The 26,500-nt window shown below is 70.5% G+C and carries 24 protein-coding genes; 22 read left to right on the top strand and 2 right to left on the bottom strand.

What is annotated here, in order from left to right:
* Positions 1-121: 121 nt before the first annotated feature.
* Both leuS and SLW52_RS04365 read right to left on the bottom strand, forming a co-directional pair.
* Positions 122-2,764 (bottom strand): leucine--tRNA ligase, encoded by a 2,643-nt coding sequence (gene leuS / locus SLW52_RS04370; RefSeq protein ID WP_320739326.1) that lies wholly within the window; start codon positions 2,762-2,764, stop codon positions 122-124.
* 221 nt (positions 2,765-2,985) lie between these two features.
* Entirely contained in the window at positions 2,986-3,609 is a 624-nt protein-coding gene (locus SLW52_RS04365) for a DUF998 domain-containing protein (RefSeq protein WP_320739327.1), read from the bottom strand.
* A 154-nt stretch (positions 3,610-3,763) separates the two neighbouring features.
* Here SLW52_RS04365 and trxA point away from each other — a divergent pair, with 154 nt between their 5' ends.
* The 22 genes from trxA to SLW52_RS04255 all read left to right on the top strand — a co-directional run bounded on the left by trxA (position 3,764) and on the right by SLW52_RS04255 (position 26,485).
* Positions 3,764-4,624, top strand: coding sequence for a thioredoxin (trxA, locus tag SLW52_RS04360; protein ID WP_242004297.1), 861 nt, complete (start codon positions 3,764-3,766; stop codon positions 4,622-4,624).
* Between the two features lie 156 nt (positions 4,625-4,780).
* Positions 4,781-6,457, top strand: a complete 1,677-nt coding sequence (locus SLW52_RS04355; protein ID WP_320739328.1) for a FecR domain-containing protein — start codon at positions 4,781-4,783, stop codon at positions 6,455-6,457.
* Between the two features lie 26 nt (positions 6,458-6,483).
* Positions 6,484-8,124, top strand: coding sequence for a CHASE2 domain-containing protein (locus SLW52_RS04350; protein ID WP_320739329.1), 1,641 nt, complete (start codon positions 6,484-6,486; stop codon positions 8,122-8,124).
* Entirely contained in the window at positions 8,121-8,570 is a 450-nt protein-coding gene (locus tag SLW52_RS04345) for a DUF4442 domain-containing protein (protein WP_148827570.1), read from the top strand. The genes SLW52_RS04350 and SLW52_RS04345 overlap by 4 nt, the downstream gene beginning before the upstream one ends.
* Positions 8,571-8,784: 214 nt before the next feature.
* Positions 8,785-9,462, top strand: coding sequence for a DUF502 domain-containing protein (locus SLW52_RS04340; RefSeq protein ID WP_320739330.1), 678 nt, complete (start codon positions 8,785-8,787; stop codon positions 9,460-9,462).
* Entirely contained in the window at positions 9,459-10,241 is a 783-nt protein-coding gene (locus SLW52_RS04335) for a queuosine precursor transporter (RefSeq protein WP_026144042.1), read from the top strand. Before SLW52_RS04340 ends, SLW52_RS04335 begins: the two co-directional genes overlap by 4 nt.
* A 199-nt stretch (positions 10,242-10,440) precedes the next feature.
* On the top strand, positions 10,441-12,318 hold the full coding sequence (locus tag SLW52_RS04330) for a DUF885 family protein (protein ID WP_320739331.1): 1,878 nt from the start codon (positions 10,441-10,443) through the stop codon (positions 12,316-12,318).
* Positions 12,319-13,074: 756 nt separating this feature from the next.
* Entirely contained in the window at positions 13,075-13,464 is a 390-nt protein-coding gene (locus SLW52_RS04325; protein WP_320739722.1) for a VOC family protein, read from the top strand.
* 126 nt (positions 13,465-13,590) lie between these two features.
* The gene (locus tag SLW52_RS04320; protein WP_320739332.1) at positions 13,591-14,043 is read left to right on the top strand and encodes a DUF2147 domain-containing protein; all 453 of its coding nucleotides are present in this window, start codon (positions 13,591-13,593) and stop codon (positions 14,041-14,043) included.
* A gap of 207 nt (positions 14,044-14,250) precedes the next feature.
* A complete protein-coding gene (metG, locus tag SLW52_RS04315) occupies positions 14,251-16,311 on the top strand; it encodes a methionine--tRNA ligase (RefSeq protein ID WP_320739333.1) in 2,061 nt (686 codons plus the stop codon).
* A gap of 102 nt (positions 16,312-16,413) precedes the next feature.
* Positions 16,414-17,004: an HAD family hydrolase gene (locus SLW52_RS04310; protein WP_320739334.1), complete on the top strand. Its 591-nt coding sequence runs from the start codon at positions 16,414-16,416 to the stop codon at positions 17,002-17,004.
* A gap of 76 nt (positions 17,005-17,080) precedes the next feature.
* Positions 17,081-17,545 (top strand): Rnf electron transport complex subunit RnfB, encoded by a 465-nt coding sequence (gene rnfB / locus SLW52_RS04305; protein WP_295927270.1) that lies wholly within the window; start codon positions 17,081-17,083, stop codon positions 17,543-17,545.
* Positions 17,546-17,636: 91 nt separating this feature from the next.
* Complete coding sequence (locus SLW52_RS04300) at positions 17,637-18,425, top strand: hypothetical protein (protein WP_320739335.1); 789 nt, start codon at positions 17,637-17,639, stop codon at positions 18,423-18,425.
* A gap of 88 nt (positions 18,426-18,513) precedes the next feature.
* A complete protein-coding gene (locus tag SLW52_RS04295; RefSeq protein WP_017910216.1) occupies positions 18,514-18,885 on the top strand; it encodes a hypothetical protein in 372 nt (123 codons plus the stop codon).
* 58 nt (positions 18,886-18,943) lie between these two features.
* Positions 18,944-19,501 (top strand): sigma-70 family RNA polymerase sigma factor, encoded by a 558-nt coding sequence (locus tag SLW52_RS04290; RefSeq protein WP_320739336.1) that lies wholly within the window; start codon positions 18,944-18,946, stop codon positions 19,499-19,501.
* Positions 19,498-20,289: an anti-sigma factor gene (locus SLW52_RS04285; protein WP_320739338.1), complete on the top strand. Its 792-nt coding sequence runs from the start codon at positions 19,498-19,500 to the stop codon at positions 20,287-20,289. Before SLW52_RS04290 ends, SLW52_RS04285 begins: the two co-directional genes overlap by 4 nt.
* Positions 20,290-20,760: 471 nt before the next feature.
* A complete protein-coding gene (locus SLW52_RS04280) occupies positions 20,761-21,738 on the top strand; it encodes an acyl-CoA desaturase (protein ID WP_267085099.1) in 978 nt (325 codons plus the stop codon).
* The gene (locus tag SLW52_RS04275) at positions 21,735-22,988 is read left to right on the top strand and encodes an FAD-dependent oxidoreductase (RefSeq protein ID WP_320739339.1); all 1,254 of its coding nucleotides are present in this window, start codon (positions 21,735-21,737) and stop codon (positions 22,986-22,988) included. The genes SLW52_RS04280 and SLW52_RS04275 overlap by 4 nt, the downstream gene beginning before the upstream one ends.
* Positions 22,985-23,854, top strand: a complete 870-nt coding sequence (locus SLW52_RS04270; protein ID WP_320694273.1) for a DUF1365 domain-containing protein — start codon at positions 22,985-22,987, stop codon at positions 23,852-23,854. Before SLW52_RS04275 ends, SLW52_RS04270 begins: the two co-directional genes overlap by 4 nt.
* The gene (locus SLW52_RS04265; protein ID WP_267099112.1) at positions 23,851-25,164 is read left to right on the top strand and encodes a cyclopropane-fatty-acyl-phospholipid synthase family protein; all 1,314 of its coding nucleotides are present in this window, start codon (positions 23,851-23,853) and stop codon (positions 25,162-25,164) included. The genes SLW52_RS04270 and SLW52_RS04265 overlap by 4 nt, the downstream gene beginning before the upstream one ends.
* A complete protein-coding gene (locus SLW52_RS04260; RefSeq protein ID WP_267093747.1) occupies positions 25,161-25,706 on the top strand; it encodes a DUF2878 domain-containing protein in 546 nt (181 codons plus the stop codon). Before SLW52_RS04265 ends, SLW52_RS04260 begins: the two co-directional genes overlap by 4 nt.
* Positions 25,703-26,485 (top strand): DUF1295 domain-containing protein, encoded by a 783-nt coding sequence (locus SLW52_RS04255; RefSeq protein ID WP_320739340.1) that lies wholly within the window; start codon positions 25,703-25,705, stop codon positions 26,483-26,485. Before SLW52_RS04260 ends, SLW52_RS04255 begins: the two co-directional genes overlap by 4 nt.
* Positions 26,486-26,500: the final 15 nt, after the last annotated feature.

Raw genomic sequence — 26,500 nt, 5'->3', positions numbered from 1 at the left:
CACAGTCTGGAGGAGCCGGCTGGGCGCGGCAACAGGCGGCTAGCCTGCCGTACGCCGCGTGAACGCGGGTTGAGACCTGCCGCGCCGCACGGCCGCGACGCGGCCGCAGCGGCGCGCCGGCTCACGCCGCCACCAGATTCACGATCTTGCCGGGGACGATGATGATCTTGCGGATGCTCAGCCCTTCCAGGAACTTGGCCGCATTCGGCTCGGCCTGGGCCAGCGCCTCGATCTGCTCGCGCGGGGTGTCGGCGCCGACCTCGATGGTGCCGCGCAGCTTGCCGTTGACCTGCACCGCCAGGGTCACCGCGTCGCGCACCAGCGCGGCCGGGTCCGGCTGCGGGAACGGCACGTCCTCCAGCAGCGTCGCCGGATGGCCCAGCGCCTGCCACAGCGCGTGGCTGGCGTGCGGGGTGATCGGGTTGAGCAGCAGCACCGCCGCTTCCAGCGCTTCCTGGCGCACCGCGCGGCCCTGATCGCCGGCGTCGTCGAACTTGGCCAGCGCGTTGGTCAGCTCCATCACCGCGGCGATGGCGGTGTTGAAGCTGTGGCGGCGGCCGTAGTCGTCGGCGACCTTGCCGATGGTCTCGTGGGTCTTGCGCCGCAGCGCCTTGTGCTCGGCGTTGAGCGCGGCCGGGTCCAGCGCCGGCGCGGCGCCGTCGGCGACATGCTTGTGCACCTGCGCCCACAACCGGCGCAGGAACCGCGCCATGCCGTCCACGCCGGCCTCGTTCCACTCCAGCGACTGCTCCGGCGGCGCGGCGAACATCGAGAACAGGCGCACCGTGTCGGCGCCGTACTTGCCGACCATCGCCTGCGGATCCACGCCGTTGTTCTTGGACTTGGACATCTTCTCGGTGCTGCCGATCAGCACCGGCTGGCCGTCGCCGCGGTGCACCGCGCCGATCACCCGCGCCTTGTCGTCGCGCTGCACGTCCACGTCGGCCGGGTTGATCCAGTCCTTGGAGCCGTCCGGGTTCTGCCGGTAGAAGGTCTCGGCGATCACCATGCCCTGGGTCAGCAGGTTGGTCGCCGGCTCGTCGCTGTCCACCAGGCGCGCGTCGCGCAGCAGCTTGTGGAAGAAGCGGAAGTACATCAGGTGCAGGATCGCGTGCTCGATGCCGCCGATGTACTGGTCCACCGGCAACCAGTAGTTGCCGCGCTTGTCGACCATGTCCTTGGCGCCGGGCGAGGTGTAGCGCGCGTAGTACCAGCTCGACTCCATGAAGGTGTCGAAGGTGTCGGTCTCGCGCTCGGCCGCCGCGCCGCACTGCGGGCAGGTGGTCTTGCGCCATTCCGGGTCGGTCTTCAGCGGCGAGCCGGTGCCGCTCAGGGCCACGTTCTCCGGCAGCAGCACCGGCAACTGGTCCTCGGGGACCGGCACCGCGCCGCAGCTCTGACAATAGATCACCGGGATCGGGCAGCCCCAGTAGCGCTGGCGGCTGACGCCCCAGTCGCGCAGGCGGTAGTTGACCCGACGCTGGCCCTGGCCCTTGCGCTCGAAGCGCTCGGCCAGCGCCTCGAACGCGCCCTGGAAGTCCAGCCCGTCGAACTCGGCGGAATTGACCAGTTCCAGCTCGCGGGTCTTGTCGCCGTACCAGTCCTGCCAGCGGCTCGGGTCGTAGCTGCGCTCGTCGTCGTTCTTCGGCGCCTTCAGCGCGATCACCTGGCGGATCGGCAGGGCGTACTTGCTGGCGAACTCGAAATCGCGCTGGTCGTGGCCGGGCACCGCCATCACCGCGCCGGTGCCGTAGCCCATCAGCACGAAGTTGGCGACCCACACCGGCACCTGCTCGCCGCTGATCGGGTGCACCGCGGTCAGGCCGGTGGCCATGCCGCGCTTTTCCTGGGTTTCCAGTTCGGCTTCGGAGACGCCGCCCTGCTTCAGCTCGGCCAGCAGCGCGGCCAGCTCGGGATTGGACTTGGCCGCGTGCAACGCCAGCGGGTGCTCGCTGGCGATGGACACGAAGGTCACGCCCATCAGCGTGTCCGGGCGCGTGGTGAACACGCGCAGCGGGTCCAGCGCGCTGCCGTCGGCGTCGCGCACGTCGAACTGGATCTCCAGGCCCTCGGAGCGGCCGATCCAGTTGCGCTGCATGGTCTTGACCGACTCAGGCCAGCCCGGCAACTGGTCCAGGCCGTCCAGCAGTTCCTGCGCGTAGTCGGTGATGCGCAGGAACCACTGCGGGATCTCGCGCTTTTCGACAAGCGCGCCGGAGCGCCAGCCGCGGCCGTCGATGACCTGCTCGTTGGCCAGCACGGTCTGGTCGATCGGGTCCCAGTTGACCACCGCGTTGCGGCGGTAGGCCAGGCCCTTGCGCATCAGCCGGGTGAACATGCGCTGCTCGTGTACGTAGTACTCCGGCCGGCAGGTGGCGAACTCGCGCGACCAGTCGATGGCGTAGCCCAGCGACTTGAGCTGGCTGCGCATGTGGTCGATGTTGGCGTAGGTCCACTTCGCCGGCGCGGTCTTGTTTTTGATAGCCGCGTTCTCGGCCGGCAGGCCGAACGCGTCCCAGCCCATCGGCTGCAGCACGTTCTTGCCGATCATGCGCTGGTAGCGGCTGATCACGTCGCCGATGGTGTAGTTGCGCACGTGGCCCATGTGCAGCGCCCCGGACGGGTACGGCAGCATCGACAGGCAGTAGAACTTGGGCTTGTCGGAGGTCTCGTCGACCTCGAAGGCGCGGGTGGCGTCCCAGAACTGCTGGGCGGAGGATTCGACCTGCTGCGGGTCGTAGGCGGTGGGCTCGACGGCGGACATGGAAACGGGCAAGGGCCAGGCGGCAACAAAGCGGCCAAGGGTACCGTAGCGCGGCAAGCCGCTCCAATCCCGGCGACGGGCGGCAACGGCGCGGGACGCCGCCGCGGCGCCTGGCAGGCGCCGGGAGCGCGGCTGCAACGCGATTGGCGACACCGGGCCGCACGCCGGCATCGACCCTGCCACAGCCCGCCTCGACGGCCGACTGCGCAAGTCCGACCGGGTCAGCCGCGGTGCGGGACCCTCGTTGGCCCCGGCCACCAGGCCAGCAGCGCCAGCCAGCCCCACCACAGCAGGAACACCAGCCGCTGCGCCAGCGCCGGCGACAGCAGCCGATCCAGCGCGAACGCGCCCAACGTCACCAGCAGCGCCATCGCCAACGCCAGCGCGGCCCAGCCGCGCGCGGCCGGATCGCGGCGCGCGCCCAGCCCCAGCAGGGCCGCGGCCGCCACCAGGGCCACCACCCACAGCAACCACGCGCTGGCATGCAGTTGGGACGCGCGCGCGTCCAGGTCGGTCGGATCCAGCGGCAGCAGGCCCATGCCGGCGAAAGCCAGGCCGGCCAACAGCAGCAACTGCCCACCAACGCGAAACGACCAGGGCGCGTGGCGGCCGGCGCGGCGCAGCAGCCGCAGCGCCAGCGCCATCGCCAGGCCCCCGGGCAACACGAATGCCAACAGGTTGAACGCCCAGGCGTGCGGGATGCCGCGCGCGCCGAGCAGGGCCAGCGGATGCGACCACGGCAGATAGCCGGGCAGCACCGCGCCGAAGCCCAGCATCGCCGCCACCGCGGCCACTGTCAGCAGCGGCCCGATCCAGCGCAGCACCCGTTCGCTCACCTCGCCCATCCGTTCCCGTCCTTTCGCGCCGGCATGGCGCCTCCAGCCGGGCATTGTCGCCGCTGCGGCCGCGGCCGGCACGCGCGGCGTGGCGCCGCCGCCCTTGCATCGGCGCCGCGGCGCCTCCATACAGAGCGTCCTCTCGCCTGCGATGACACTGCCCATGTCCGACACGCCCCACGTTTTCGACGCCAAGACCGAGACCTTCGAAGCCGACGTGCTGCAGCGCTCGCTGCAGACCCCGGTGCTGGTGGACTTCTGGGCGCCCTGGTGCGGCCCGTGCAAGACCCTGAGCCCGATCCTGGAAAAGCTGGCGGCCGAGTACAACGGCGGCTTCGTGCTGGCCAAGGTCGACGTGGACCAGGAGCAGCAGATCGCGGCGGCGTTCCAGATCCGCTCGGTGCCGACCGTGTTCCTGGTCAAGGGCGGGCAACTGGTCGACGGCTTCCCTGGCGCCCTGCCGGAGGGCCAGTTGCGCGAGTTCCTGACCCAGCACGGGATCGTGCCACTGGCCGCGCAGGAACCGGCCGAGGACGTGCCGGCGGCGCCGCTGGATCCGCAGGCCGAGGTGCAGCGCCTGCGCGAGGCGGTGGCGGCCGAGCCGGACAAGGACGAACTGAAGCTGGATCTGGCCCTGGCCCTGGTCAAGGTCGGCGCCGCCGCCGAGGCCGAGACCCTGATCGACGCATTGCCGGCCAATCTCGCCACCGACGAGCGCGCGGTGCGGGCACGGGCGCGACTGGGCTTCGTCGGCGCGCTGCAGGCCGCCCCGCCGCTGGAGACCCTGCAGGCCACGCTGGCGCAGGATCCGGCCGATCTCAAGACGCGCTACCTGCTGGGCGTGCGCCACCTGGTCGGCGGCGACGACGCGGCCGCGCTGGAGCAGTTCCTGGAAATGCTGCGCCAGGACCGCGCGTTCGAGGACGGCCTGCCGAAGAAGGCGCTGATCGATGCGTTCCGGGTGATCGAGGACGAGGATCTGGTCGGGCAGTACCGCCGGAAGATGTCCGCCCTGTTGTTCTAAGATTACAATCTCAGGTCCAGCGGCTGACTACGGCGTCTCCAGCCGCTGCGACGGACGGACGCGACCCGGCCTGACCCCAGGATGCCGCGATCAGGGACGAACGCTGCCTGCAGCCCCGCAGGCAGCGCCGGCCTGGTCTTTTGCCGGATGTATGCCGTGAACCAGTTCGATCGCCGCATGGCCTCGCCCACCCGCACCTCGTGGGCAGGCGCACGCAGACTGGCCGGCCTGCTGTGCTGGATTGGCCTGCTGCTCGCCCCCACTGCGATGGCGCAGGACTGGCACTACCGGGTGCGCCCCGGCGATACGCTCTGGGATCTCGGCCGGCTGTATCTGCGCCCGGGCATGGACTGGGCGCGGTTGGGCCAGCACAACCAGGTCGCCGATCCGCAGCGGCTGGTGCCGGGATCGCGCCTGCGGTTTCCGATCGCCTGGCTGCGCATGCAACCGGCGCCGGCGCGGCTGGTCGCCCTGCGTGGACAGATCAGCGTGCAGACCGCCGACCGGGCGACGCTCTCGGCGCAGCAAGGCATGCCGCTGCCGATCGGCAGCGCCCTGCAGACCGGTGCCGATGCCAGCGCGACCGTGCAGTTCGCCGACGGCTCGCGCATGCAGGTGCGCGAGAACAGCCTGGTGCGCTTCGACCAGCTAGTCCGCTACGGCGCCACCGGCATGGTCGATACCCGGGTGCGGCTGGAGAAGGGTCGCACCAGCAACGACGTCATCCCCGCCACCGGCCCCGCCTCGCGCTACATCATCCAGACCCCGTCCAGCACCAGCAGTGTGCGCGGCACCCGCTTCCGGGTCGGCGCCGGCAGCGACAGCGCGTTCGCCAGCACCGAGGTGCTGCAGGGCGCGGTGCGCGTCGCCGGCCAGGGCGGCCAGCGCCTGCTGCAGCCAGGCGAGGCGGCGCGGGTCGCCACCGGGTCGGCGCCGCGGCAGGAAGCGCTGCTGCCGGCGCCGATCCTGGACCTGGCGCACAGTCGCCTGCAGCGTCCGCCCTACCTGCTCGCCTGGGCGCCGCTGGCCGGCGCCAGCCACTACCGCCTTGAGGCGGTGGACGCGCAGCAACGCGAGGTGCTGCGCTTCGCCCAGGAAACCGAGACCACCGCACTGGCGCTGGACGCGCTGCCGGCCGGCGACCTGCGACTGCTGCTGCGTGGCGTCACCGCCACTGGCGTGGAAGGCGAGGACGCCGAGCAGCCGCTGCAGGTCTCGGCCACGCCGCTGCCGCCGCTGACCGTGCAGCCGCTGCACGAGCAGCAACTGCGCATCGCGCGGCCGCGCTTCGCCTGGACCCGCAACCCGGAGGCGACCAGCAGCGTGCTGCAAGTGGCGCGCGATGCGCAGTTCCAGGACCTGCTGCTGGAGCAGGAGACCGACGCGACCCATCTGCGCGCGCCGCAGCCCCTGCCGCCCGGCACCTACTTCTGGCGCCTCGCCTCGCGCGATGCGCAAGGCCGGCAAGGCCCGTTCGGGCAGGCGCTGACGCTGCATCTCAGCGATACGCCGGTCGATCCCGGCCTGGCGCCGGCGCAGGCCGAGCGCAGCACGCTGACCCTGCGCTGGCAGCCGGATCCGGACGCGCACCATTACCGGGTGCAGCTGGCGCGCGATCCCGCGTTCCGCCGCGGCCTGCTCGAACGCACCGTGACCCAGCCGCAGGTCGCGCTGCCGCGGCCGCGCCGCGGCACCTGGTACGTGCGCATCCAGACCCTGGACGCCGACGGCGAGGCCGCGCCGTTCTCGACGCCGCAGACGCTGGACCTGCCCTGCCGCTACTGCAAGCTCGGCACGGCCGGCGGCGCGCTGCTGCTGTGGCTGGCGTTGTGAACGGCGCGCTGTTGCGACACGTGCTGGTGGCGCTCGTCGCAGCCGCACTGGCCGCGGCACTGAGCCTGGGCGATGTCACCGGGCGACTGGACAACGCGCTGTACGACGCGGCAATCGCGCAGGCGCCGCGTCCGGCCGATCCGCGCATGCTGCTGATCGCCATCGACGACCGCAGCCTGCAGGCACTGGGCCAGTGGCCATGGCGACGCGACCTGCACGCGCGCCTGCTCGACCGGCTCAGCGCAGCGGGCACCGAGCGGGTGGCGCTGGATCTGCTGTTCAGCGAACCCGACCTGCAACACGCCGACGACGATGCGCGCCTGGCCGCGGCGCTGCGGCGCAATGGCCGCACCGTGCTGCCGGTGATCGGCAGCGCCAGCGGTGCGGACATGCCGCAGGAGCTGCTGCCGATCCCCGCCATCGCCACCGCCGCGGCGGCGCTGGCGCACACCGACCTCGCCGTCGATGCCGACGGCATCGCGCGCGGCGTCTACCTGCGCGCCGGGCTCGGCAGTGCGCACTGGCCGGCGCTGGCCGCGGCCCTCACCGGCCGCGCGCTGCCGCCGGCGCCGGCCACCACCGACGCACCCTATGCCTGGCATCGCGCGGACTACGTCGGCCTGCGTTTCGCCGCGCCGTCGGCACCGTTCGCGCAGGTGTCCTACGTCGACGTCGTGCAGGGCCGGATTCCGCCGCAGTCGCTGCGCGGACGCCTGGCGATCGTCGGCGTCACCGCCACCGGTCTGGGGCAGCGGGTGATGACGCCGATGTCCGATGCGCGCTGGATGAGCGCGCCCGAATACCAGGCCAACGTCGCGGCGATGCTGTTGCGCGGCGACCCGATCCTGCCGTCGTCGCGCACTGCCCAGGTGGCCGGGTCGACGCTGCTGGTGCTGCTGGCCTGCCTGGGCACGCAGTGCGCCGGTGGGCGCCGACGGCGCTGGCTGGTGCCGCTGGCGAGCATGGCGGTGGTCGCCGGCGGCAGCCTGCTGTGGCTGCTGCTCGGCAGCCGCTGGTTCGCGCCAGGGGCGGCCCTGCTCGCCCTGGCCATCGTCGCCGCCGGTCAGTTGTGCCTGCACGCGGCACGCTGGCGCCGCCAGGCGCATCGCGACGCCCTGACCGGGCTGGTGAACCGCCACGGCTTCGAACAGGCGTTCGCCCAGGCGCTGGACGAGGCGCGGCGCAGCGGCCGGCCGCTGACGCTGATCATCGTCGATGTGGATCATTTCAAGCGCTACAACGACACCCTGGGCCATCGCACCGGCGACCGCGCACTGAAGCTGGTGGCCGCCGCGGTGGCGCGGCATGCACGACATCCGCGCGAGGTCGCCGCGCGCTTTGGCGGCGACGAGTTCGCCATGATCCTGCCCGCCACCGATGCCGCCGATGCCAGCCGCATCGCCGCGGCGCTGGTCGAGGAGATCCGCGGGCTGTCGCTGCGCGCGCCGAACGGCAGCGTCGCCATCACCGCCAGCCTGGGCGTGCACAGCGCCACCGCGACAGCGCTCACGTCGGAGCGCGCGTTCTTCGAATCCGCCGACGCGGCGCTGTACCGGGTCAAGCGCGACGGACGCGACGGCTACGCGCTCAGCGACGCGACACCAGCACACCATACGCATGCGTCTGGTAACCTGCCGCACTCCGATCCACCCACTGCCGCGCAATGAAGCCATCGCTGTTCCGCCTGGGCCTGAACCTGTGGCCGCCGTTCCTGTGCGCCGGCATCCATGTGACCGAACTGAGCGCGGACTACCGCCACGCCCGGGTCGAACTGCGCATGCGTCCGTGGAACCGCAACTACGTGGGCACCCATTTCGGCGGCAGCCTGTTCGCCATGACCGATCCGTTCTGGATGCTGCTGACCATGCAGAACCTGGGGCGCGACTACTACGTCTGGGACAAGGCCGGCAGCATCGAGTTCGTGCGCCCGGGGCGCGGCACGGTCAGCGCGCGGTTCGATCTGGACCAGGCGCTGCTGGACGAACTGCGCGCGGCCACCGCCGGCGGCGACAAGCATCTGCGCTGGTTCGAGACCGACGTCGTCGACGCCCAGGGCGAGGTGGTGGCGCGGACGCGCAAGCAGCTGTACGTCAAGCGCAAGCCGCCGCGTTAGCGCGCCTGCCGCCCGCGGGTTCGCCAAGGCCGGCGCCGCCTCTGCGCACGCATGCGGGTACACATCGCATGCGATACCGACCGCGCCGTCAGCGTGCGCGGCGTCGCGAGGCGGGCCGCATGGGCGGGCCCCGGCCCAATCGCAGCTGCACGGCCGCGCCGCGAGACCATGCGGCGCCGCACCAACGGCCATCACGCGCCGCTACACTACGCGGATGTCGCCCGATCTCTCCGCTCCCGCCCCCCGCCCGTCCCTGCAACGGCTGTTCTTCACCGGCCTGCTGACCCTGTTGCCGATCTGGCTGACCTGGGTGGTGGTCAAGTTCGTGTTCGTGCTGCTCTCGGGCATCAGCAGCCCCTGGGTGGTGCCGCTGTCGGTGCGCATCGCCGCCTCGTTCCCGCGCGAGCTGGGCTGGGTCACCGCGCAATGGGTGCAGAACACCATCGCCCTGATCGCCACCCTGGCGGTGATCCTGCTGGTCGGCATCCTCAGCCGGCGCATGATCGGCCAGCGCCTGCTGCGCTGGTTCGAAGCCGTGATGCGCCGCATCCCGCTGGCCAGCGTGGTCTACGACAGCGTGCGCAAGCTGGTGGACATCCTGCAGACCCAGCCCGGCAGCACCCAGCGCGTGGTGCTGATCGACTTCCCGCACCGGGACATGAAGTCGGTGGGCCTGGTCACGCGGGTGATCAAGGAACACGGCACCGGCCGCGAGCTGGCCGCGGTGTACGTGCCGACCACGCCCAACCCGACCTCCGGCTACCTGGAGATCGTGCCGGTGGAACTGCTCACGCCCACCGACTGGAGCGTGGACCAGGCCATGAGCTTCATCATCTCCGGCGGCGCGGTGTCGCCGGAGAGCGTGCCCTTCACCCGCACCGTGGACCGCTGACGCCGATGCGCCGCGGCACGCTCGACGATCGCGCGGTCCGGCTGTTCATCGCCCTGGCGGCGTTCTTCTGCGTCAACGCCGCGCTGGCCGAGTTCATCGGGGTCAAGATCTTCGCCCTGGAAGACACCCTGGGCATCGCGCCGCTGAACTGGAACCTGTTCGGGCAGACGGGCTCGATGAACTTCACCGCCGGCACCCTGCTGTGGCCGCTGGTGTTCATCCTCACCGACACCATCAACGAGTTCTTCGGCCGCCGCGGCGTGCGCTTCATCTCCTGGCTGGCGGTGGCGCTGATCGGCTATGGCTTCCTGTTCGCTTTCGCCGCGATCGCGCTGGCCCCAGCCGGCTTCTGGGTCACCGCGGCGCAACACCAGGGCGTGCCCGACTACCAGGCCGCGTTCGCCGCGGTGTTCGGCCAGGGCATGTGGACCATCGCCGGTTCGCTGGTCGCATTCATGGCCGGCCAGCTGATCGACGTGGCGGTGTTCCACCGCATCCGCAACGTGACCGGGGAGAAGCACGTGTGGCTGCGCGCCACCGGCTCCACCGCGGTCTCGCAGCTGATCGACAGCTTCGTGGTGATCTACATCGCCTTCGTGCTCGGCCCGCAGCACTGGTCGATGCAGCTGTTCCTGGCGGTGAGCACGCTGAACTACATCTGCAAGATGCTGCTGGCGGTGCTGCTGATCCCGTTGCTGTACCTGATGCGGCGGCTGATCACCGATTACCTGACCCCCGAACGCGCCGAACAACTGCGCGAGGAAGCCGCCGCCGACTGAACGCCGGCACACGCGCGAGCGCACCGCACGCGCTTGCGCGCGGCCGTCGTGCAGCGCCGCAGACGCCGATGCCGCCTGGCCCGTCGCGACACGGCGCCCGCCCGGGACAGGGCGGTGGGCGCCCGCAGGCAGCGGCCATGGGTGGCCTCGGCGGTGCGGATCGGGCAAGCTCCCCGCTCGCTTGTCGTTGGAGCCCGCAATGCCGCCCCGCTTTTCCCGCCTGCTGTCCCTGGCCATCGCCACCGCCCTGAGCCTGTCGCTGGCGGCCCCGGCGGACGCGGCCAAGAAGAAGACCACCAAGCAGACCACCGCGCAGACCCGCGCCAAGGCGAGCAAGGCCCGCAAGGCGCGGCCGGCGCCGGCTCCGGTGGTGCTGACCAAGGCGCAACAGCTGAACCGGCTGTACGACGACTACTGGGAAGCCTCGCTCAAGCTCAATCCGCTGCAGGCGACCTTCCAGGGCGACAGCCGCTACAACGACCAGTTGCCGAACTTCCTCTCGGCTGCGTTCCGCCAGCAGTCGCACGACTTCACCGTGGAGTGGCTGGGCAAGGCCGAGGCGATCGGCAAGGACGGACTCAGCGGCCAGGACCTGCTCAGCTACGAGATCTTCGTCGGCGACGCGCGCAACGCGCTGGAGGCGGAGAAGTATCCGAGCTGGATGCAGCCGGTGAACCAGTTCTACAACGTCGGCAGCATCATGGTGATGCTCGGCTCGGGCACCGGCGCGCAGCCGTTCCGCACGGTCAAGGATTACGACAACTGGTCGCGGCGCGCGCTCGGCATCCCGGCGCTGTTCGACCAGGCCATCGCCAACATGCGCGAAGGCATGAAGGCCGGCGTGGTGCAGCCGCGCGCGCTGATGGAGAAGGTGCTGCCGCAGCTCGATGCGATCATCAAGCCCACCGCCGAGGAGAGCCTGTTCTGGGGCCCGGTGCGCAACCTGCCGGCGGACATTCCGGAGGCCGAGAAGCAGCGCATCACCGCCGAATACAAGCGCATGATCGAGTACCGGATCATGCCCGCCTACCGCGCGCTGCGCGGCTTCATCGCCACCGACTATCTGCCGGCCACGCGCAATACCGCCGGCATCGGCGCCCTGCCCGGCGGCGATGCCTGGTACGCCTGGAACGTGCGCCAGAGCACCACCACCGACCTGACCCCCGCCCAGATCCACCAGATCGGCCTGGACGAGGTGGCGCGCATCCAGGGCCAGATCCAGGCGGTGATGAAGCAGGTGCGCTTCCGCGGCTCGATGCAGAAGTTCTTCAAGTTCATGCAGACCGACAAGCGCTTCACCTTCAAGAGCGAGGACGAGCTGCTGAGCTACTACCGCGGCCTGGAAGGCCGGGTCGACGCGGCGGTGCCGCGCATGTTCTCGCTCAAGCCCAAGGCCGCGTTCGAGATCCGCCCGGTGGAGCCGTACCGCGCGCAGTCGGCCGCCAGCGGCTCGTACATGCGTCCCAGCGAAGATGGCCGCCCCGGCATCTTCTACGTCAACACCTACGACCTGCCCAGCCGCAAGACCTGGGATGCGGAAGACCTGTACCTGCACGAGGCCATTCCCGGCCACCACTTCCAGCTCGGCCTGCAGCAGGAGCTGACCAACCTGCCCAAGTTCCGCCGCTTCGGCGGCGAGACCGCCTTCATCGAAGGCTGGGGCCTGTACGCCGAATCGCTGGGCAAGGACATGGGCCTGTACCAGGATCCCTACAACTATTTCGGCTACCTGCAGAACGAGCTGTGGCGCGCGATCCGCCTGGTGGTGGACACCGGCCTGCACAGCAAGGGCTGGACCCGCGAGCAGGTGATCGACTACATGCTGCAGAACTCGGCCACCAGCCGCACCGACGCCGAAGCCGAGGCCGAGCGCTACATGGCCATCCCCGGCCAGGCGCTGTCCTACAAGATCGGCGAGATGAAGATCCTGCAGCTGCGCGACTACGCGCGCGCGCAACTCGGCGACAAGTTCGACATCCGCGAATTCCACGCCGAAGTGCTGAAGGATGGCTCGGTACCGCTGAACGTGCTGCAGGAAAAGATCGAGCGCTGGGTGGCGAGCAAGAAGAAGGGGTGAGCGGAAAGCCGCTCCTCCGGCGGAACATGCGACCTGAGGCGTCGCGGGATCGTCGCAGGAGCGACTTCAGCCGCGATGGGGCCTTGCTGGTGAAGCCCGGTCGCGGCTGAAGCCGCCCCTACGGAAAAGCAGCAGCCGCAGCGAGGCAGATAGCACGCCAGTTCCACCAGGACATGAGCGCGCACGAACCCACAGTGCAGCTCCCTGGCATGCCGGCTGCTGCAAGTGCAGCGCGACAGGAGTGGGAACTACAGCGACGTCCCGTTGATGCAATCGCCGTCCGGTTGCGCCCATTCCACTCGGTGCGGATCGCACACCAGTTGCATCAGGGCACTGGGCCCGCATGAACCCCTTGTGGGAGGGACTTCAAGTCCCGACGCGTTGCAGTGAAGGGCGTCTGGACTGAAGTCCCTCCCACAAACGGCCAAGGCGATCGATCAGCGCCGACACCCACTGAAAACCGACGGCGAAGCCATCGCGCCGTCGCGTGCAAGGCGCCCCGCACTCTCTAAGACGATGCCAGACGCCGCGCCAGCTGCGCGATGTCCCGCGGCGTGGTGCGGCCTCGCAGCGACGGAATGCGCAGTGTCGCAGACGGCAGCGGTGTGGTCGCGACGCGCTGCGCTATGCTGCTGCCATGCCATTCGCCCGCTTACTGACGACGCGCGACCGCACTGTCGCCACCGCCGCGCCACAGACGCGCACTGCAGCCATCGCCCACACCTGTTGCCCGAGCGCGCCGCGATGACCTCGTCGCTGACCCTGGACGGCCTGCACCACGTGGCGATCATCGCCTCCGACTACGCGCGCTCCAAGGACTTCTATTGCCGCATCCTGGGCCTGCCGGTGATCGCCGAGGTCTACCGCGATGCGCGCGACTCCTGGAAGCTGGACCTGGCCCTGCCCGACGGCAGCCAGCTCGAACTGTTCTCGTTCCCCGCGCCACCGCCGCGGCCGAGCCGCCCGGAAGCCTGCGGCCTGCGCCACCTGGCGCTGCGCGTGCGCGACCTGGACGCCGCCGTCGCGCACCTGCAGGCGCACGGCGTGGCGGTCGAACCGATCCGTGTGGACGAGTACACCGGCCGCCGCTTCACCTTCTTCGCCGATCCCGACGACCTGCCGCTGGAACTGTACGAGCACGGCTGAACGCCCACCGCCGGCCACGCTGAACCGCATGCCGCAGTGCGGATTCCCAGCACCATACGCTTGGGTATACAGTCGGATCAGGCCGGCATCGCGCCGGCCGCACCGGACATCCCTCGGGAGGGGAACATGCGCACGACCTTCAAGACCCTGATGCTGGCCCTGCCGCTGAGCGCGGCGGCATTCATGGCGCACGCCGCCGACACCTCGCCGGTCGGCCGCTGGCAGACCATCGACGACGAAACCGGCAAGCCCAAGTCGATCGTGCAGATCGAACAGGCCGCCAACGGCAAACTGAGCGGCAAGGTGGTCGAGATCCTGCAGTCCAACCACGGCCCCAACCCGATGTGCGACAAGTGCGACGGCGAGCGCAAGGGCAAGCCGATCAAGGGCATGACCATCCTGTGGGGCCTCAAGCCCGACGGCACCGCGGTATGGGACGGCGGCTCGGTGCTGGACCCGGCCAAGGGCAAGACCTACAAGGCCAAGGTCACCCTGACCGACGGCGGCAAGAAGCTGCAGATGCGCGGCTACATCGGCATCGAGGCGCTGGGGCGGACGCAGACCTGGATCAGGGAGTGACGGAAGCCGGGAATTGGGAGTTGAGAATCGGGAATCGTTAAAAGCGGCATCTGCCGGCCTGATCCCACCCCACTCCGACAAGGCGCCTGCAAAGGCGCCTTTTTCGTGGCCATCAGCTCGCGGGCGGCGCTCTTGCGATTCCCCATTCCCGATTCCCCATTCCCAGCTCCATGCAATAATCCCCGGCCCCCAGAAACGCCGGCCGCCATGACCACCGCCCTCGTCACCACCGCCCTGCCCTATGCCAACGGACCGCTGCATCTGGGGCATCTGGTCGGCTACATCCAGGCCGACATCTGGGTGCGCGCGCGGCGGCTGCGCGGCGACCGCACCTGGTTCGTGTGCGCCGACGACACCCACGGCACGCCGATCATGCTTGCCGCCGAGAAGGCCGGGGTCACCCCGGAGAGCTTCATCGCCGCCATCCAGGCCAGCCACGAGCGCGATTTCGCCGCGTTCGGCGTGGCCTTCGACCATTACGACTCGACCAACTCGGACGCCAACCGCGCCCTGACCGAGGCGTTCTACGCCAAGCTCGACGCCGGCGGCCACATCGCGCGGCGCTCGGTGGCGCAGTTCTACGACCCGGCCAAGGGCATGTTCCTGCCCGACCGCTACATCAAGGGCATCTGCCCGAACTGCGGCAGCGCCGACCAGTACGGCGACAACTGCGAGGTCTGCGGCGCCACTTATTCCCCGACCGAACTGAAGGAGCCCAAGTCGGTGATCTCCGGCGCCACGCCGGAACTGCGCGATTCGGAGCACTTCTTCTTCGAGGTCGGCCGTTTCGACGGCTTCCTGCGGCAGTGGCTGGCCGGCGACGTCGCCCTGCCCGGAGTCAAGGCCAAGCTGATGGAATGGCTGGACAGCGAAGGCGGCCTGCGCGCCTGGGACATCTCCCGCGACGCGCCGTACTTCGGCTTCCAGATCCCCGGCCAGCCGGGCAAGTATTTCTACGTGTGGCTGGACGCGCCGATCGGCTACCTGAGCAGCTTCCAGACCCTGTGCGCGAGCCTGGGCGAAGCCTTCGAGCCGCACCTGGCCGCCGGCACCGCCACCGAACTGCACCACTTCATCGGCAAGGACATCGTCAACTTCCACGGGCTGTTCTGGCCGGCGGTGCTGCACGGCACCGGCCACCGCGCGCCGACCCGGCTGCACGTCAACGGCTACCTGACCGTCGACGGCGCCAAGATGTCCAAGTCGCGCGGCACCTTCGTGATGGCCCGCACCTACCTGGACGTGGGCCTGGAGCCGGAAGCGCTGCGCTACTACTTCGCGGCCAAATCCTCCGGCGGCGTCGACGACCTCGACCTGAACCTGGGCGACTTCGTGGCGCGGGTCAACGCGGACCTGGTCGGCAAGTTCGTCAACCTGGCCAGCCGCTGCGCAGGCTTCATCGACAAGCGCTTCGGCGGCACGCTCGCCGACGCGCTGCCGGATGCGGCGCAGTACGCGCGTTTCGTCGCCGCGCTGGCGCCGATCCGCGAGGCCTACGAGCGCAACGACCCGGCCAGCGCGATCCGCCAGACCATGGCCCTGGCCGACGAGGCCAACAAGTACATCGACGAACACAAGCCCTGGGTGCTGGCCAAGCAGGACGGCGCCGAAGCGCAACTGCAGGCCGTGTGCACGCAGGGCCTGAACCTGTTCCGGGTGCTGGCCGCCGCGCTCAAGCCGGTGCTGCCGCGCACTTGCGCCGAAGCCGAGGCGTTCCTGTCGGCCCCGCTCGGCGCCTGGGAAGACCTCGACGCCCCGCTGCTGGCGCACGTGATCCAACCGTACGCCCCCCTGTTCACCCGTATCGACCCCAAGCTGCTGGACGCCATGACCGACGCCTCCAAGGACACCCTCGCCCCCACTCCAACTGCCGCGCCCCCCGCCAAGCAGGAAGCGAAGGCCGCCACCAATCCCCAATCCCCAATCCCCAATCCCGGCCACATCGGCATCGACGACTTCGCCAAGCTCGACCTGCGCATCGGCAAGGTGCTGGCCTGCGAGTTCGTCGAAGGCTCGGACAAGCTGCTGCGCTTCGAACTGGACGCCGGCGAGCTGGGCAAGCGGCAGATCTTCTCCGGCATCCGCGGCAGCTACGGCGAGCCGGAGAAGCTGGTCGGCCGCAGCGTGGTGTTCATCGCCAACCTGGCCCCGCGCAAGATGCGCTTCGGCCTCAGCGAAGGCATGATCCTGTCGGCCGGCTTCGACGGCGGCGCCCTGGCCCTGCTCGACGCCGACAGCGGCGCGCAGCCGGGCATGCCGGTGCGGTAAGGCCGGAAAAGGAGAATCGGGAATCGGGAATCGGGAATCGCAGAGCTGCAGCCCGCCGCCAGACCCGCTTTTACGATTCCCGTTTCCCCATTCCCCATTCCCATGGACTTGGCCCTCTTCGACTTCGACCACACGGTCACCACCGCCGATACCTATTCGGGATTCCTGCGCCGTGTGGCCACGCCGGCGCAGCAGGCGCGGGCGCGCTGGGCGGTCGGGCCGTGGCTGGCCGGCTATCGGCTGGGCCTGGTGTCGGCGGCGACGTTGCGCACGCGGGTCACCCGGCTGGTGTTCGCCGGCCGCGATGCAGACGAGATCGCCCGCGAGGCCGAGCACTATGCGCAGCAGGCGCTGCCGCCGCTGCTGCGACCGGACATGATGCAGCGGATCGCCTGGCACCAGGCCCAGGGGCACACCGTGGTGCTGGTCTCCGGTTCGCTGGATCTGTATCTGCGGCCCTGGTGCACGCAACATGGGCTGGACCTGATCTGCAACCATCTGGAAGTGCAGGATGGGCGCCTGACCGGCCGCTATCGCCACGGCGACTGCGGCCCCCGCAAGGCCGCGCTGATCCGCATGCAGTACGACCTGAACGCCTATCGGCGCATCCATGCGTACGGCGACAGTCGCGAGGATCGGCCGATGCTGGCGCTGGCGCACGAGCGCTGGTACTGCGGGCGCCGGATCGCTTGAGCCGATGACACTGCCCGATGCGGCGCCGTCGGGCGAACATGGGCACCGCGTTACACTGTGCGGGCTGACCACGCCGATGCACCTTCTTCGCTCTGTAGTCCCCGCGGCGCTGCCGCGCGCCGCCCCTGCCATGACGCCCGCCCACGACGCCCTGCTCGAACGCCTCGATCGCCTGCTGCCGCAGACCCAATGCGGCCAGTGTGGGTTCGACGGCTGTCGTCCCTATGCCGAGGCGATGGCCGCCGGCACGGCGCAGGTGGACCGCTGCCCGCCCGGCGGCGACGCCGGCGCGCGCGCCCTGGCGCGGGTGCTCGGGGTCCCCGCCCTGCCCTACGATCGCAGCCGCGGCACCCACACGCCGCCGCAGGTGGCGTGGGTGGTCGAGGCCGAATGCATCGGCTGCACCAAGTGCATTCAGGCCTGCCCGGTGGACGCCATCGTCGGCGGCGCCAAGCACATGCACACGGTGCTGGCGCCCTTGTGCACCGGCTGCGCGCTGTGCCTGCCGGCCTGCCCGGTGGACTGCATCGTCCTGCGCTGAGACAGCCGCTGCAGCGCGAGCGCCACGGCCTGCGCATCCGGATCGGCACCCGCCGCGTATGTCCTGGTGTCATCCCACCGGAGCGCCGTGCATGCCGACGTCGACCGCCGCCTTCCCGTTCACCCGACCGCACCTGCCGCTGGCCCTGGTCCTCGGCGCCGCCGCCCTGGTCGCCGCCACGCCTGCGCGGGCGATGCTGCACTACGAGGGCATCGCCTATGCCGCCGACGGCAAACAGGTGCTGTACCGCGAAAGCCACTGGGTCCGCGAGGATGGCGCGCGCCTGGTGCTGTACCAGTGCAACGACGGCGCCGCGTTCGCGCGCAAGCGCGTGGACGACGGCAGCGCCGCGCCGGACTTCGAACTGGTCGATGCGCGCAGCGGCTACCGCGAGGGTGTGCGCCGCAGCGGCAGTGGGCGCGAGATGTTCAGTCAGGCCAAGGGTCAGGCCGAACGCCGCGCGCCGCTGCCCAAGAGCACCGAGGCGCAGGTGATCGACGCGGGTTTCGACGCCTACCTGCGCCAGCGCTGGGACAGCCTGGGCAGCGGCGGACCGCAGCGCATCGCCTTCGTGCTGCCCAGCGAACTGCGCACGCTCGACTTCCGCATCACCCCCGGCCCTGCCGATGCCGAAATGCAGCGCTACACCCTGAGCCTGGCCGCCTGGTACGGCACGCTGCTGCCCGACCTCAGCGTCGCCTACACGCGCCAGGACCGGCGCCTGCGCGAGTTCCGCGGCGTCGGCAACATCCGCGACGCGCGCGGCCGCTACCCGAGCGTGCGCATCGAATTTCCCGAACGCCTGCGCGGCCAGGCCGACGATGGCGCCTGGGAGCAGGCGCTGCAGCAACCATTGGTCGCGCAATGCAGCGCGCGCTGAGCCGCGCCGCCAGCGCATTCACGCCGGCCATCGCCGCACCCGCTACAACCATGCCTGCGCATCGCCCGCGCATCGACGAGGACACCTCATGGCCAAGGCCTACCTGTGGTTCAACGCCGCGCTCTACGCGCTCCTGGCCGTCTGGTGCACGCTGCTGCCGGCGCAGACCGCCGCCGCGGTGGGCTATGTCGGCCTGGACCGCTCCGGCCAGTCCGAATACCTGGTCATCTACGGCGGCCTGCAATTGGGTATGGCCTTCCTGTTCGGCTACTTCGCCCGCACCGGGCAACTGCGCACCGGCCTGCTCCTGGCGCTGGCGTTCTACGTGCCCATCGTGCTCTACCGCAGCGCCAGCCTGCTGCGGCTGTGGCCGGTCGGCCCGACCACGACCGGCCTGGCCGCGTTCGAGATCGTCCTGCTGCTCACCGCGTGCGTACTGTGGCGGCGCCAGCGCGCCTGAGCGACGGCCGCGGCGAAAGCCTGTAGCATCACGCCGACCTTCGCCACCGTCTCCCGGCATGACCGAGTCGCCCGATCACGACGAAGCAGGACAATTGCTGGTGGCCACCGCCACCGGCGACAGCGCCGCGTTCGAACGCCTGTACCGCACCACGTCCTCGCGCCTGTTCGGCGTGTGCCTGCGCATCGTGCCGCAGCGCGGCGAAGCCGAGGACGTGCTGCAGGAAGTGTTCTCCTCGGTCTGGCGCAAGGCGGCGCAGTTCGACCCGCAGCGCGCGCGCGGCCTGACCTGGCTGACCATGATCGCCCGCAACAAGGCCATCGACCATCTGCGCGCACGCGCACCGGCGCGGCAGTCGGTGGCGCTGGACGACGCCGGTGAACTGCAGGACGAAGGCCGCGATCCGCTCGCCGATACCGAGTGGCGGGTGGCGGGACGGCGCCTGGACGTGTGCATGGGCGAACTGGAGCCGCCGCGCGGCGACTTGATCCGCACCGCGTTCTTCGAGGGCATCACCTACGAGGAACTGGCCCACCGCAGCGGCACGCCGCTGGGCACGGTCAAGAGCTGGATCCGCCGTGGCCTGGCCAAACTGAAAGCGTGTTTGGAACGATGAACGCCTCCGTGCCCGATCCACAGGAAACCCCGCCGCCGCGCGACGTGCTGGCCGGCGAATACGTGCTCGGCGTGCTCGACGCGCAGGAGCGCCGCGCCGCCGAAGCGCGCATCGACAGCGACCGCGCCTTCGCCGCGGCGGTGCTGCAGTGGCAGCAGCACCTGATGCCGCTGGCCGACGAGATCGCCCCGGTGGCGGTGCCCGAGCGCGTGTGGGTGCGCATCCGCGCCTCGCTGGGTCTGGATGCGCCGGCGCCGCGCCCGCGCCCCGCCGCACCCGGGTTCTGGGACAGCGTGCGGACCTGGCGTTGGCTCAGCGCCGGCGGCTTCGCCACCGCCACGGCCTGTCTGATGGCGCTGCTGCTGGCGCGTGCGCCGGTGCCGCCGCCGGCCGCGCAGCCGCCGCCGGTCGCCACCACCACCACGCCCAAGCCCAGCGGCATCGCGATGACCTCCACGCTGATGCAGGACGACGGCAAGCCCGGCTACGTGGCGCTGATGGACGCCGACAAGCGCAGCATCACCCTCACCCCGCTGGGCGGCACCCACGACAGTGCGCGCGTGCCCGAACTGTGGCTGATCCCGGCCGACGGCAAGGCGCGCTCGATGGGTGTGTTCGACGAGGCCAAGGCGCGCGTGGCGCGCATCCCCGATGCGCTGATGCCCATGCTCAGCGACGGCGCGGTGCTGGCGGTGACCATGGAACCGCCCGGCGGCGCGCCCGGCGGCGTCGCCACCGGTCCGGTCGTGGCCAAGGGCGGCATCAGCACGCTGCAGCTGGCGCCGTAGACAACCCTTCTCCCATCGGGACCATGGATGCCCTTCCCCCGTCGGGAGAAGGAGCCCCGAAGGGGCGGATGAGGGTACGGGCGAAGCCTGATGCAGCGTCCGGTAACGCAAATTGGATGCGCGAGAGCTTCGCTCCGTACCCTCACCCCAACCCCTCTCCCGATGGGAGAGGGGCAGTGCACCACGTACCTTGCACGCGCCGTGGAGAGATCGGGCCGCGGTCAGGCTATGCCGCGCTCGTCTACAAGAACCGGGCGCGCATTCACCCGCCCACCACTCGTGCGCAGGCAACATCGCCGCCGCCATCGCGCATCCGCACGACAGCCAGATCTTGCGATTCGTGCGACGCCTGCGCTGTGCCGTCGTGGCCGCCATGCCGCGCCCGCATCCGTGCAGGGGAAATGCGACGCGGGTGCATCCGTGTTCCGGTTTCGCCCGTATCGCTCCCAAGTCCCCCAATGAGACGCGCTTGTGCCGAGTCCCGTTCCGGAACCCAGCCCTTCCACAACGCCACCTGCCGCGCGTGGCCGCATCCTGCGCACCTTGCGGCGGTGGTTCGACACCAGTGCCGAGATCGAGCTGGATCCGGCGCGCGCCGACCGTATCGACTGGCTGCGCGCCGCGCCCTACATCGGCCTGCACCTGGCGTGCCTGGGCGTGTTCTGGGTCGGCGTGTCCTGGTTCGCCGTCGGCATGGCGGTGGCGATGTACGCCGTGCGCATGTTCGCGCTCACCGGCTTCTACCACCGCTATTTCGCGCACCGCGCGTTCAAGACCTCGCGCCCGGTGCAGTTCCTGTTCGCCGCGATCGGCGCCACCTGCGTGCAGCGCGGGCCGCTGTGGTGGGCCGCCCACCACCGCAACCACCATCGCCATACCGATACCCCGGCCGATCCGCATTCGCCGCGCCAGCACGGCTTCTGGTGGAGCCATAGCGGCTGGTTCCTGACTCCGCGCGGCTTCCGCACCGACTGGGAGGCGATCCCGGACCTGCGCCGCTTCCCCGAACTGCGCTTCCTCGACCGCTTCGACCTGTTGCTGCCGGTGCTGCTGGCGCTGGCGCTGTTCCTGCTCGGCGAGTGGCTGCAGCAGCACGTGCCGCAGCTCGGCACCGACGGCCCGCAGTTGCTGGTGTGGGGCTTCTTCGTCTCCACCGTGGCGCTGTTCCATGCCACCTTCACCATCAACTCGCTGGCGCACCGCTTCGGCAGCCGCCGCTTCGACACCCGCGACGACAGCCGCAACAACCTGTGGCTGGCGCTGCTGACCTTCGGCGAAGGCTGGCACAACAACCACCATTTCTTCCCCGGTGCCGCGCGCCAGGGTTTCCGCTGGTGGGAGCTGGACCTGACCTGGTACGGCCTGAAGGCGCTGTCGTGGACGCGCGTGATCCGCGAGCTCAAGCCGGTGCCGGCCGGGCTGGTGCGTGCGCAGGCGCGTGCCCGATGAGCCGGATCGCGGTGGTGGGCTCGGGGATCGCCGGCCTCGGCGCGGCGTGGCTGCTGTCGCAGCGCCACGAGGTGACGCTGTACGAGGCGGCCGACTATCTCGGCGGCCACACCCATACCCACGCGATCGAACTGGACGGCGCGGAATACGCGGTGGACAGCGGCTTCATCGTGTTCAATCCGGAGCACTACCCGCTGCTGAGCGCGCTGTTCGCGCGGCTCGGGGTCGAGTCGCAGCCGACCACGATGAGTTTTTCTGTGCACGAAGAGCGCACCGGGCTGGAGTACAACGCCGGCACGCTCGATGGGCTGTTCTGCCAGCGCCGCAATCTGCTGTCGCCGCGCTTCTGGCGCATGCTGCGCGATCTGCGGCGGTTCTACCGTGAGGCGCCGCAGGTCCTGCACGACGCCAAGCTGGCGCAGCTCACCCTCGGCGACTTTCTGCAGCGCCACCGCTACTCCGAGGTGTTTCGCGACGCGCACCTGGTGCCGATGGCCTCGGCGCTGTGGTCCTCGCCGTCGCGGCAGATCCTCGATTTCCCGATGCGCCAGCTGATCGGCTTCATGGCCAATCACCACATGCTGCAGGTCAGCGGCCGCCCGCAGTGGCGGGTGGTGCGCGGCGGCTCCAACAGCTACGTGCGCGCGCTGCGCAGCCGCTGGCGCGTGCGCGAGCGGCTCGGCACGCCGGTGCGCGCGCTGCAGCGCACGGCCCACGGCAGCGTCGCGATCGCCTGCGATGCCGACACCCAGCAATACGACCACGCGGTATTGGCCTGCCACGCCGACGACGCGCTGCGCCTGCTGACCGACCCCAGCGACGCGGAAATCGCGATCCTCGGCGCGATCGGCTACCAGGACAACGAGACCGTGCTGCACACCGATGCGCGCGTGCTGCCGCGCGACCGCCGCGCCTGGGCCGCCTGGAACGCGCACGTGCCGGCGGATCCGGACGCGCCTTGCACGGTCAGCTACTGGATGAACGCGCTGCAGTCGCTGCAGGCGCCGCAGCCGTTCATTGTCAGCCTCAACCGCACGGATGCGATCGATCCGGCCAAGGTGCTGCGACGCATGCGCTACCGGCATCCGCTGCAGACCCAGGCGTCGGTGGCGGCGCAGGCGCGCAAGGGCGAGATCCAGGGCCAGCGCAATACCTGGTTCGCCGGCGCCGGCTGGGGCTTCGGCTTCCACGAGGACGGCCTGCGCAGCGCGGTCGACGTCGCCGCCGCGCTGGGGGTACCCTGGTCATGACGCTGATGCGCCGTGCTGCCGTGCCCGCCCCGCCGACTGGCGCCGTCTCGACAACGTCGGCGGCGGCGGGCACGACCCTGCATGGCCTGCACAGCGCGGTATACACCGGCTGGGTGCGGCATCGCCGTTACGCGCCGAAAGCGCTGGCGTTCCGCTATCCGCTGTTCCTGCTGTACCTGGACCTGGACGAACTGGAGCAGGTGTTCGCGCGGCGCTGGCTGTGGTCGGTGAACCGGCGCAACCTGGCCGAGTTCCGCCGCAGCGACTACCTGGGCGACCCCGCGCAGCCGCTGGACGAGGCGGTGCGCGACCGCGTGCAGCAGCACACCGGCGAGCGTCCGCTGGGCCCGGTGCGCATGCTCACCCACCTGCGCTACTTCGGCCACTGCTTCAATCCGGTCACGTTCTACTACTGCCACGACGCGCAGCAGCGCCTGCACAGCATCGTCGCCGAGATCACCAACACGCCGTGGCGGCAGCGCCACGCCTATGTGCTGCCGATGGCCGAGGCGCGCAATCACGGCACCACGCACGCCTGGCGCTTCGCCAAGCGCTTCCACGTCTCGCCGTTCATGGCGATGGCGCACACCTACGCCTGGCGCTTCAGCGAACCCGGCGCGCAACTGCGCGTGCACATGGACGTGCTCGATCCCACGCCGGCGGCGACGCGGCGACGCTTCGACGCCACCCTGGTGCTCGAGCGCCGGGCCCTCGATGGCGCCAGCCTGGCGCAGGCACTGCTGCGCTATCCGGCGATGACCCTGCAGGTCATGGCCAAGATCCACTGGCAGGCGCTGCGGCTGTGGCTGCGCGGCAACCCGGTGCACGACCACCCCGACCACTCCCTTCCGCGAGAACGCCGATGAACGCTCCGCACGCGCCCTCTTCCGCCGCCGCGCTGGCCCCTGCCGCACCGCCGCTGCGCGGGCTCGACCGCCTGCTGCGGCAACGCCTGCTCGCCACGCTGGATGGCCTGCGCGAAGGCCAGTTGCGCATCGAGGAAGCCGGCACGCTGACCACGCTGGGCGATTCCACCGCTGGCGCCGACGCGCTGCAGGCGCATCTGCGCATCCATGACCCGCGCTTCTACCGGCAGGCCGCGCTCAACGGCAGCGTCGGCGTCGGCGAGGCGTACATGGACGGGCTGTGGGATTGCGACGACCTGGTCGCACTGGTGCGCCTGCTGGTGCGCAATCGCGACCGCCTGGACGCGATGGAGACCGGCCTGGCCCGGCTCGGCGGCCTGGCGATGCGCGGCCTGCACGCGTTCGCGCGCAATACCCGCGCCGGCAGCCGCCGCAACATCGCCGCGCACTACGACCTGGGCAATCCGTTGTTCGAGCTGTTCCTGGATCGCAACCTGATGTACTCCTCGGCAATCTTCCGCGACGCCGACGCCGCCTTGGGCGAGGCCGCGCTGGAACGCGCCGCCGAGCGCAAGCTGCAGCGCATCTGCGCCAAGCTCGATCTGCAGCCGCACCACCACCTGGTCGAGATCGGCACCGGCTGGGGCGGCTTCGCGCTGCATGCGGCCAAGCACCACGGCTGCCGCGTCACCACCACCACCATCTCGCGCGAGCAGTACGAACTGGCCCGGCAGCGCATCGCGGCCGCCGGGCTGTCGGACCGGGTCGAGGTGCTGCTGCGCGACTACCGCGATCTCGACGGCCGCTACGATCGCCTGGTCTCGATCGAGATGATCGAGGCGATCGGCCATCAATACCTGGATACCTACTTCGGCAAGGTCGGCAGCCTGCTCAAGGACGACGGCCAGGCGCTGATCCAGGCCATCACCATCGAGGATCATCGCTACGCGCAGGCGTTGAAGTCGGTGGACTTCATCAAGCGCCATATCTTCCCGGGCAGCTTCATTCCCTCGGTGGCGGCGATGACCGGCGCGATCGGCCGCGCCAGCGACCTGCGCCTGTTCAACCTGGAAGACATCGGCCCCAGCTACGCGCTGACCCTGCGCGCCTGGCGCGAGCGCTTCATGGCCAGGCTGCCGCAGGTGCGCGCGCTCGGCTACGACGAACGCTTCATCCGCATGTGGGAGTTCTACCTGGCCTACTGCGAAGGCGGCTTCCTGGAGCGCTCGATCGGCGACGTGCACCTGTGGCTGAGCAAGCCGCGCGCACGGCCGGCGCAGTTCGCGCCGGCGCTGGCGGGCGACGCATGAGCAACCTGATCAACTACCTCGCCCTGCAGGGGCTGTGGCTGGCCGCCGTCGTCGGCGCCGCGCACGGCTTGGCCTGGGCCGGCCCGGCGGCGCTGGCGCTGTTCGCGCTGTACCAGTTGCAGCCGCGCCGCCGCGCGCGTGGCGACGCCGCGCTGATCGCCCTGGCGTTGCCGTTGGGCGCCGGTGTCGATGCGGCCATGCGCGCCGGCGATTGGGTGCGCTACGCCGCCGCGCCGCCGGCACCGTGGCCGCCGCTGTGGATCCTGGCGCTGTGGGCCGGCTTCGCGCTGACCTTCCAGCACTCGCTGGCCTGGGTGATGCGCCATCCCTGGCGCGCGGCGCTGTTCGGCGCCATTGGCGGCCCGCTGGGCTATGTGCTGGCCGCGCGCGGCTGGCAGGCGGTGACGCTGGTGGCGCCCACGCCGCAGGCGCTGCTGGCGCTGGCTGTGGGCTGGGCCGCGGCGCTGACCTTGCTGAGCCTGGCGACGCGCCGCCTGATGGTCGCCACGCCGGCGCTGCCGGCCACCGGAGCGGCGCGATGAACGCATGGCCGCTCCTGCATGTAGGCATCTTCACCGTGCTGGTCATGCTCGCCGGCTGGGCCTGGCAGCGACATACCCGCAATGCCGGCGTGGTCGATGTGCTGTGGTCGGCCTGCATGGCGCTGACCGCGGTGTACTGCGCCTGGCGCGCAGATGGCGCGCTGCTGCCGCGGGTGCTGACCGCGGTGCTGGGCGGGCTGTGGGGCGCGCGCCTGGCCTGGCATCTGGGCGTACGCGTGTTCGGCGATGCGCACGAAGACGGCCGCTATCGTGCCCTGCGCGAGCACTGGCACGGCGACCAGCTCAAGTTCCTGGCGTTCTTCCTCGGCCAGGCGCTGGTGGTGCTGGCGTTCGCGGTGCCGCTGTCGGTGGCCGCGCACAATCCGCAGCCGCAGTGGAGCGTGTGGACCACGTTGGCGGTCGCGACCTGGCTGATCGCGGTCGGCGGGGAAAGCCTGGCCGACCGGCAACTGGCCGCGTTCCGCACCGACCCGGCGAACAAGGGCAAGACCTGCCGCCAAGGCCTGTGGCGCTATTCGCGGCATCCGAACTACTTCTTCGAATTCGTGCACTGGTTCGCCTACGTGTTCCTGGCAGTGGGCAGCGGCGCGCTGTGGGTCGGCGTGGCCGCGCTGGGCCCGTTGCTGATGTTCGCCTTCCTCTATCGCGTCACCGGCATTCCCTATACCGAACAGCAAGCGCTGCGCTCGCGCGGCCGCGATTACGCCGACTACCAGCGCAGCACCAGCGCCTTCTTCCCCATGCCGCCGCGGCACTGAGCCGCGCGAGGAGAT

It is taken from the genome of Xanthomonas sp. LF02-5, assembly GCF_034105325.1.
In the GTDB taxonomy this organism is placed as follows: Bacteria; Pseudomonadota; Gammaproteobacteria; order Xanthomonadales; family Xanthomonadaceae; genus Xanthomonas_A; species Xanthomonas_A sontii.
The sequence above is the reverse complement of the archived record's forward strand: the minus strand, read 5'-3'. Positions and strand labels throughout refer to the sequence as shown.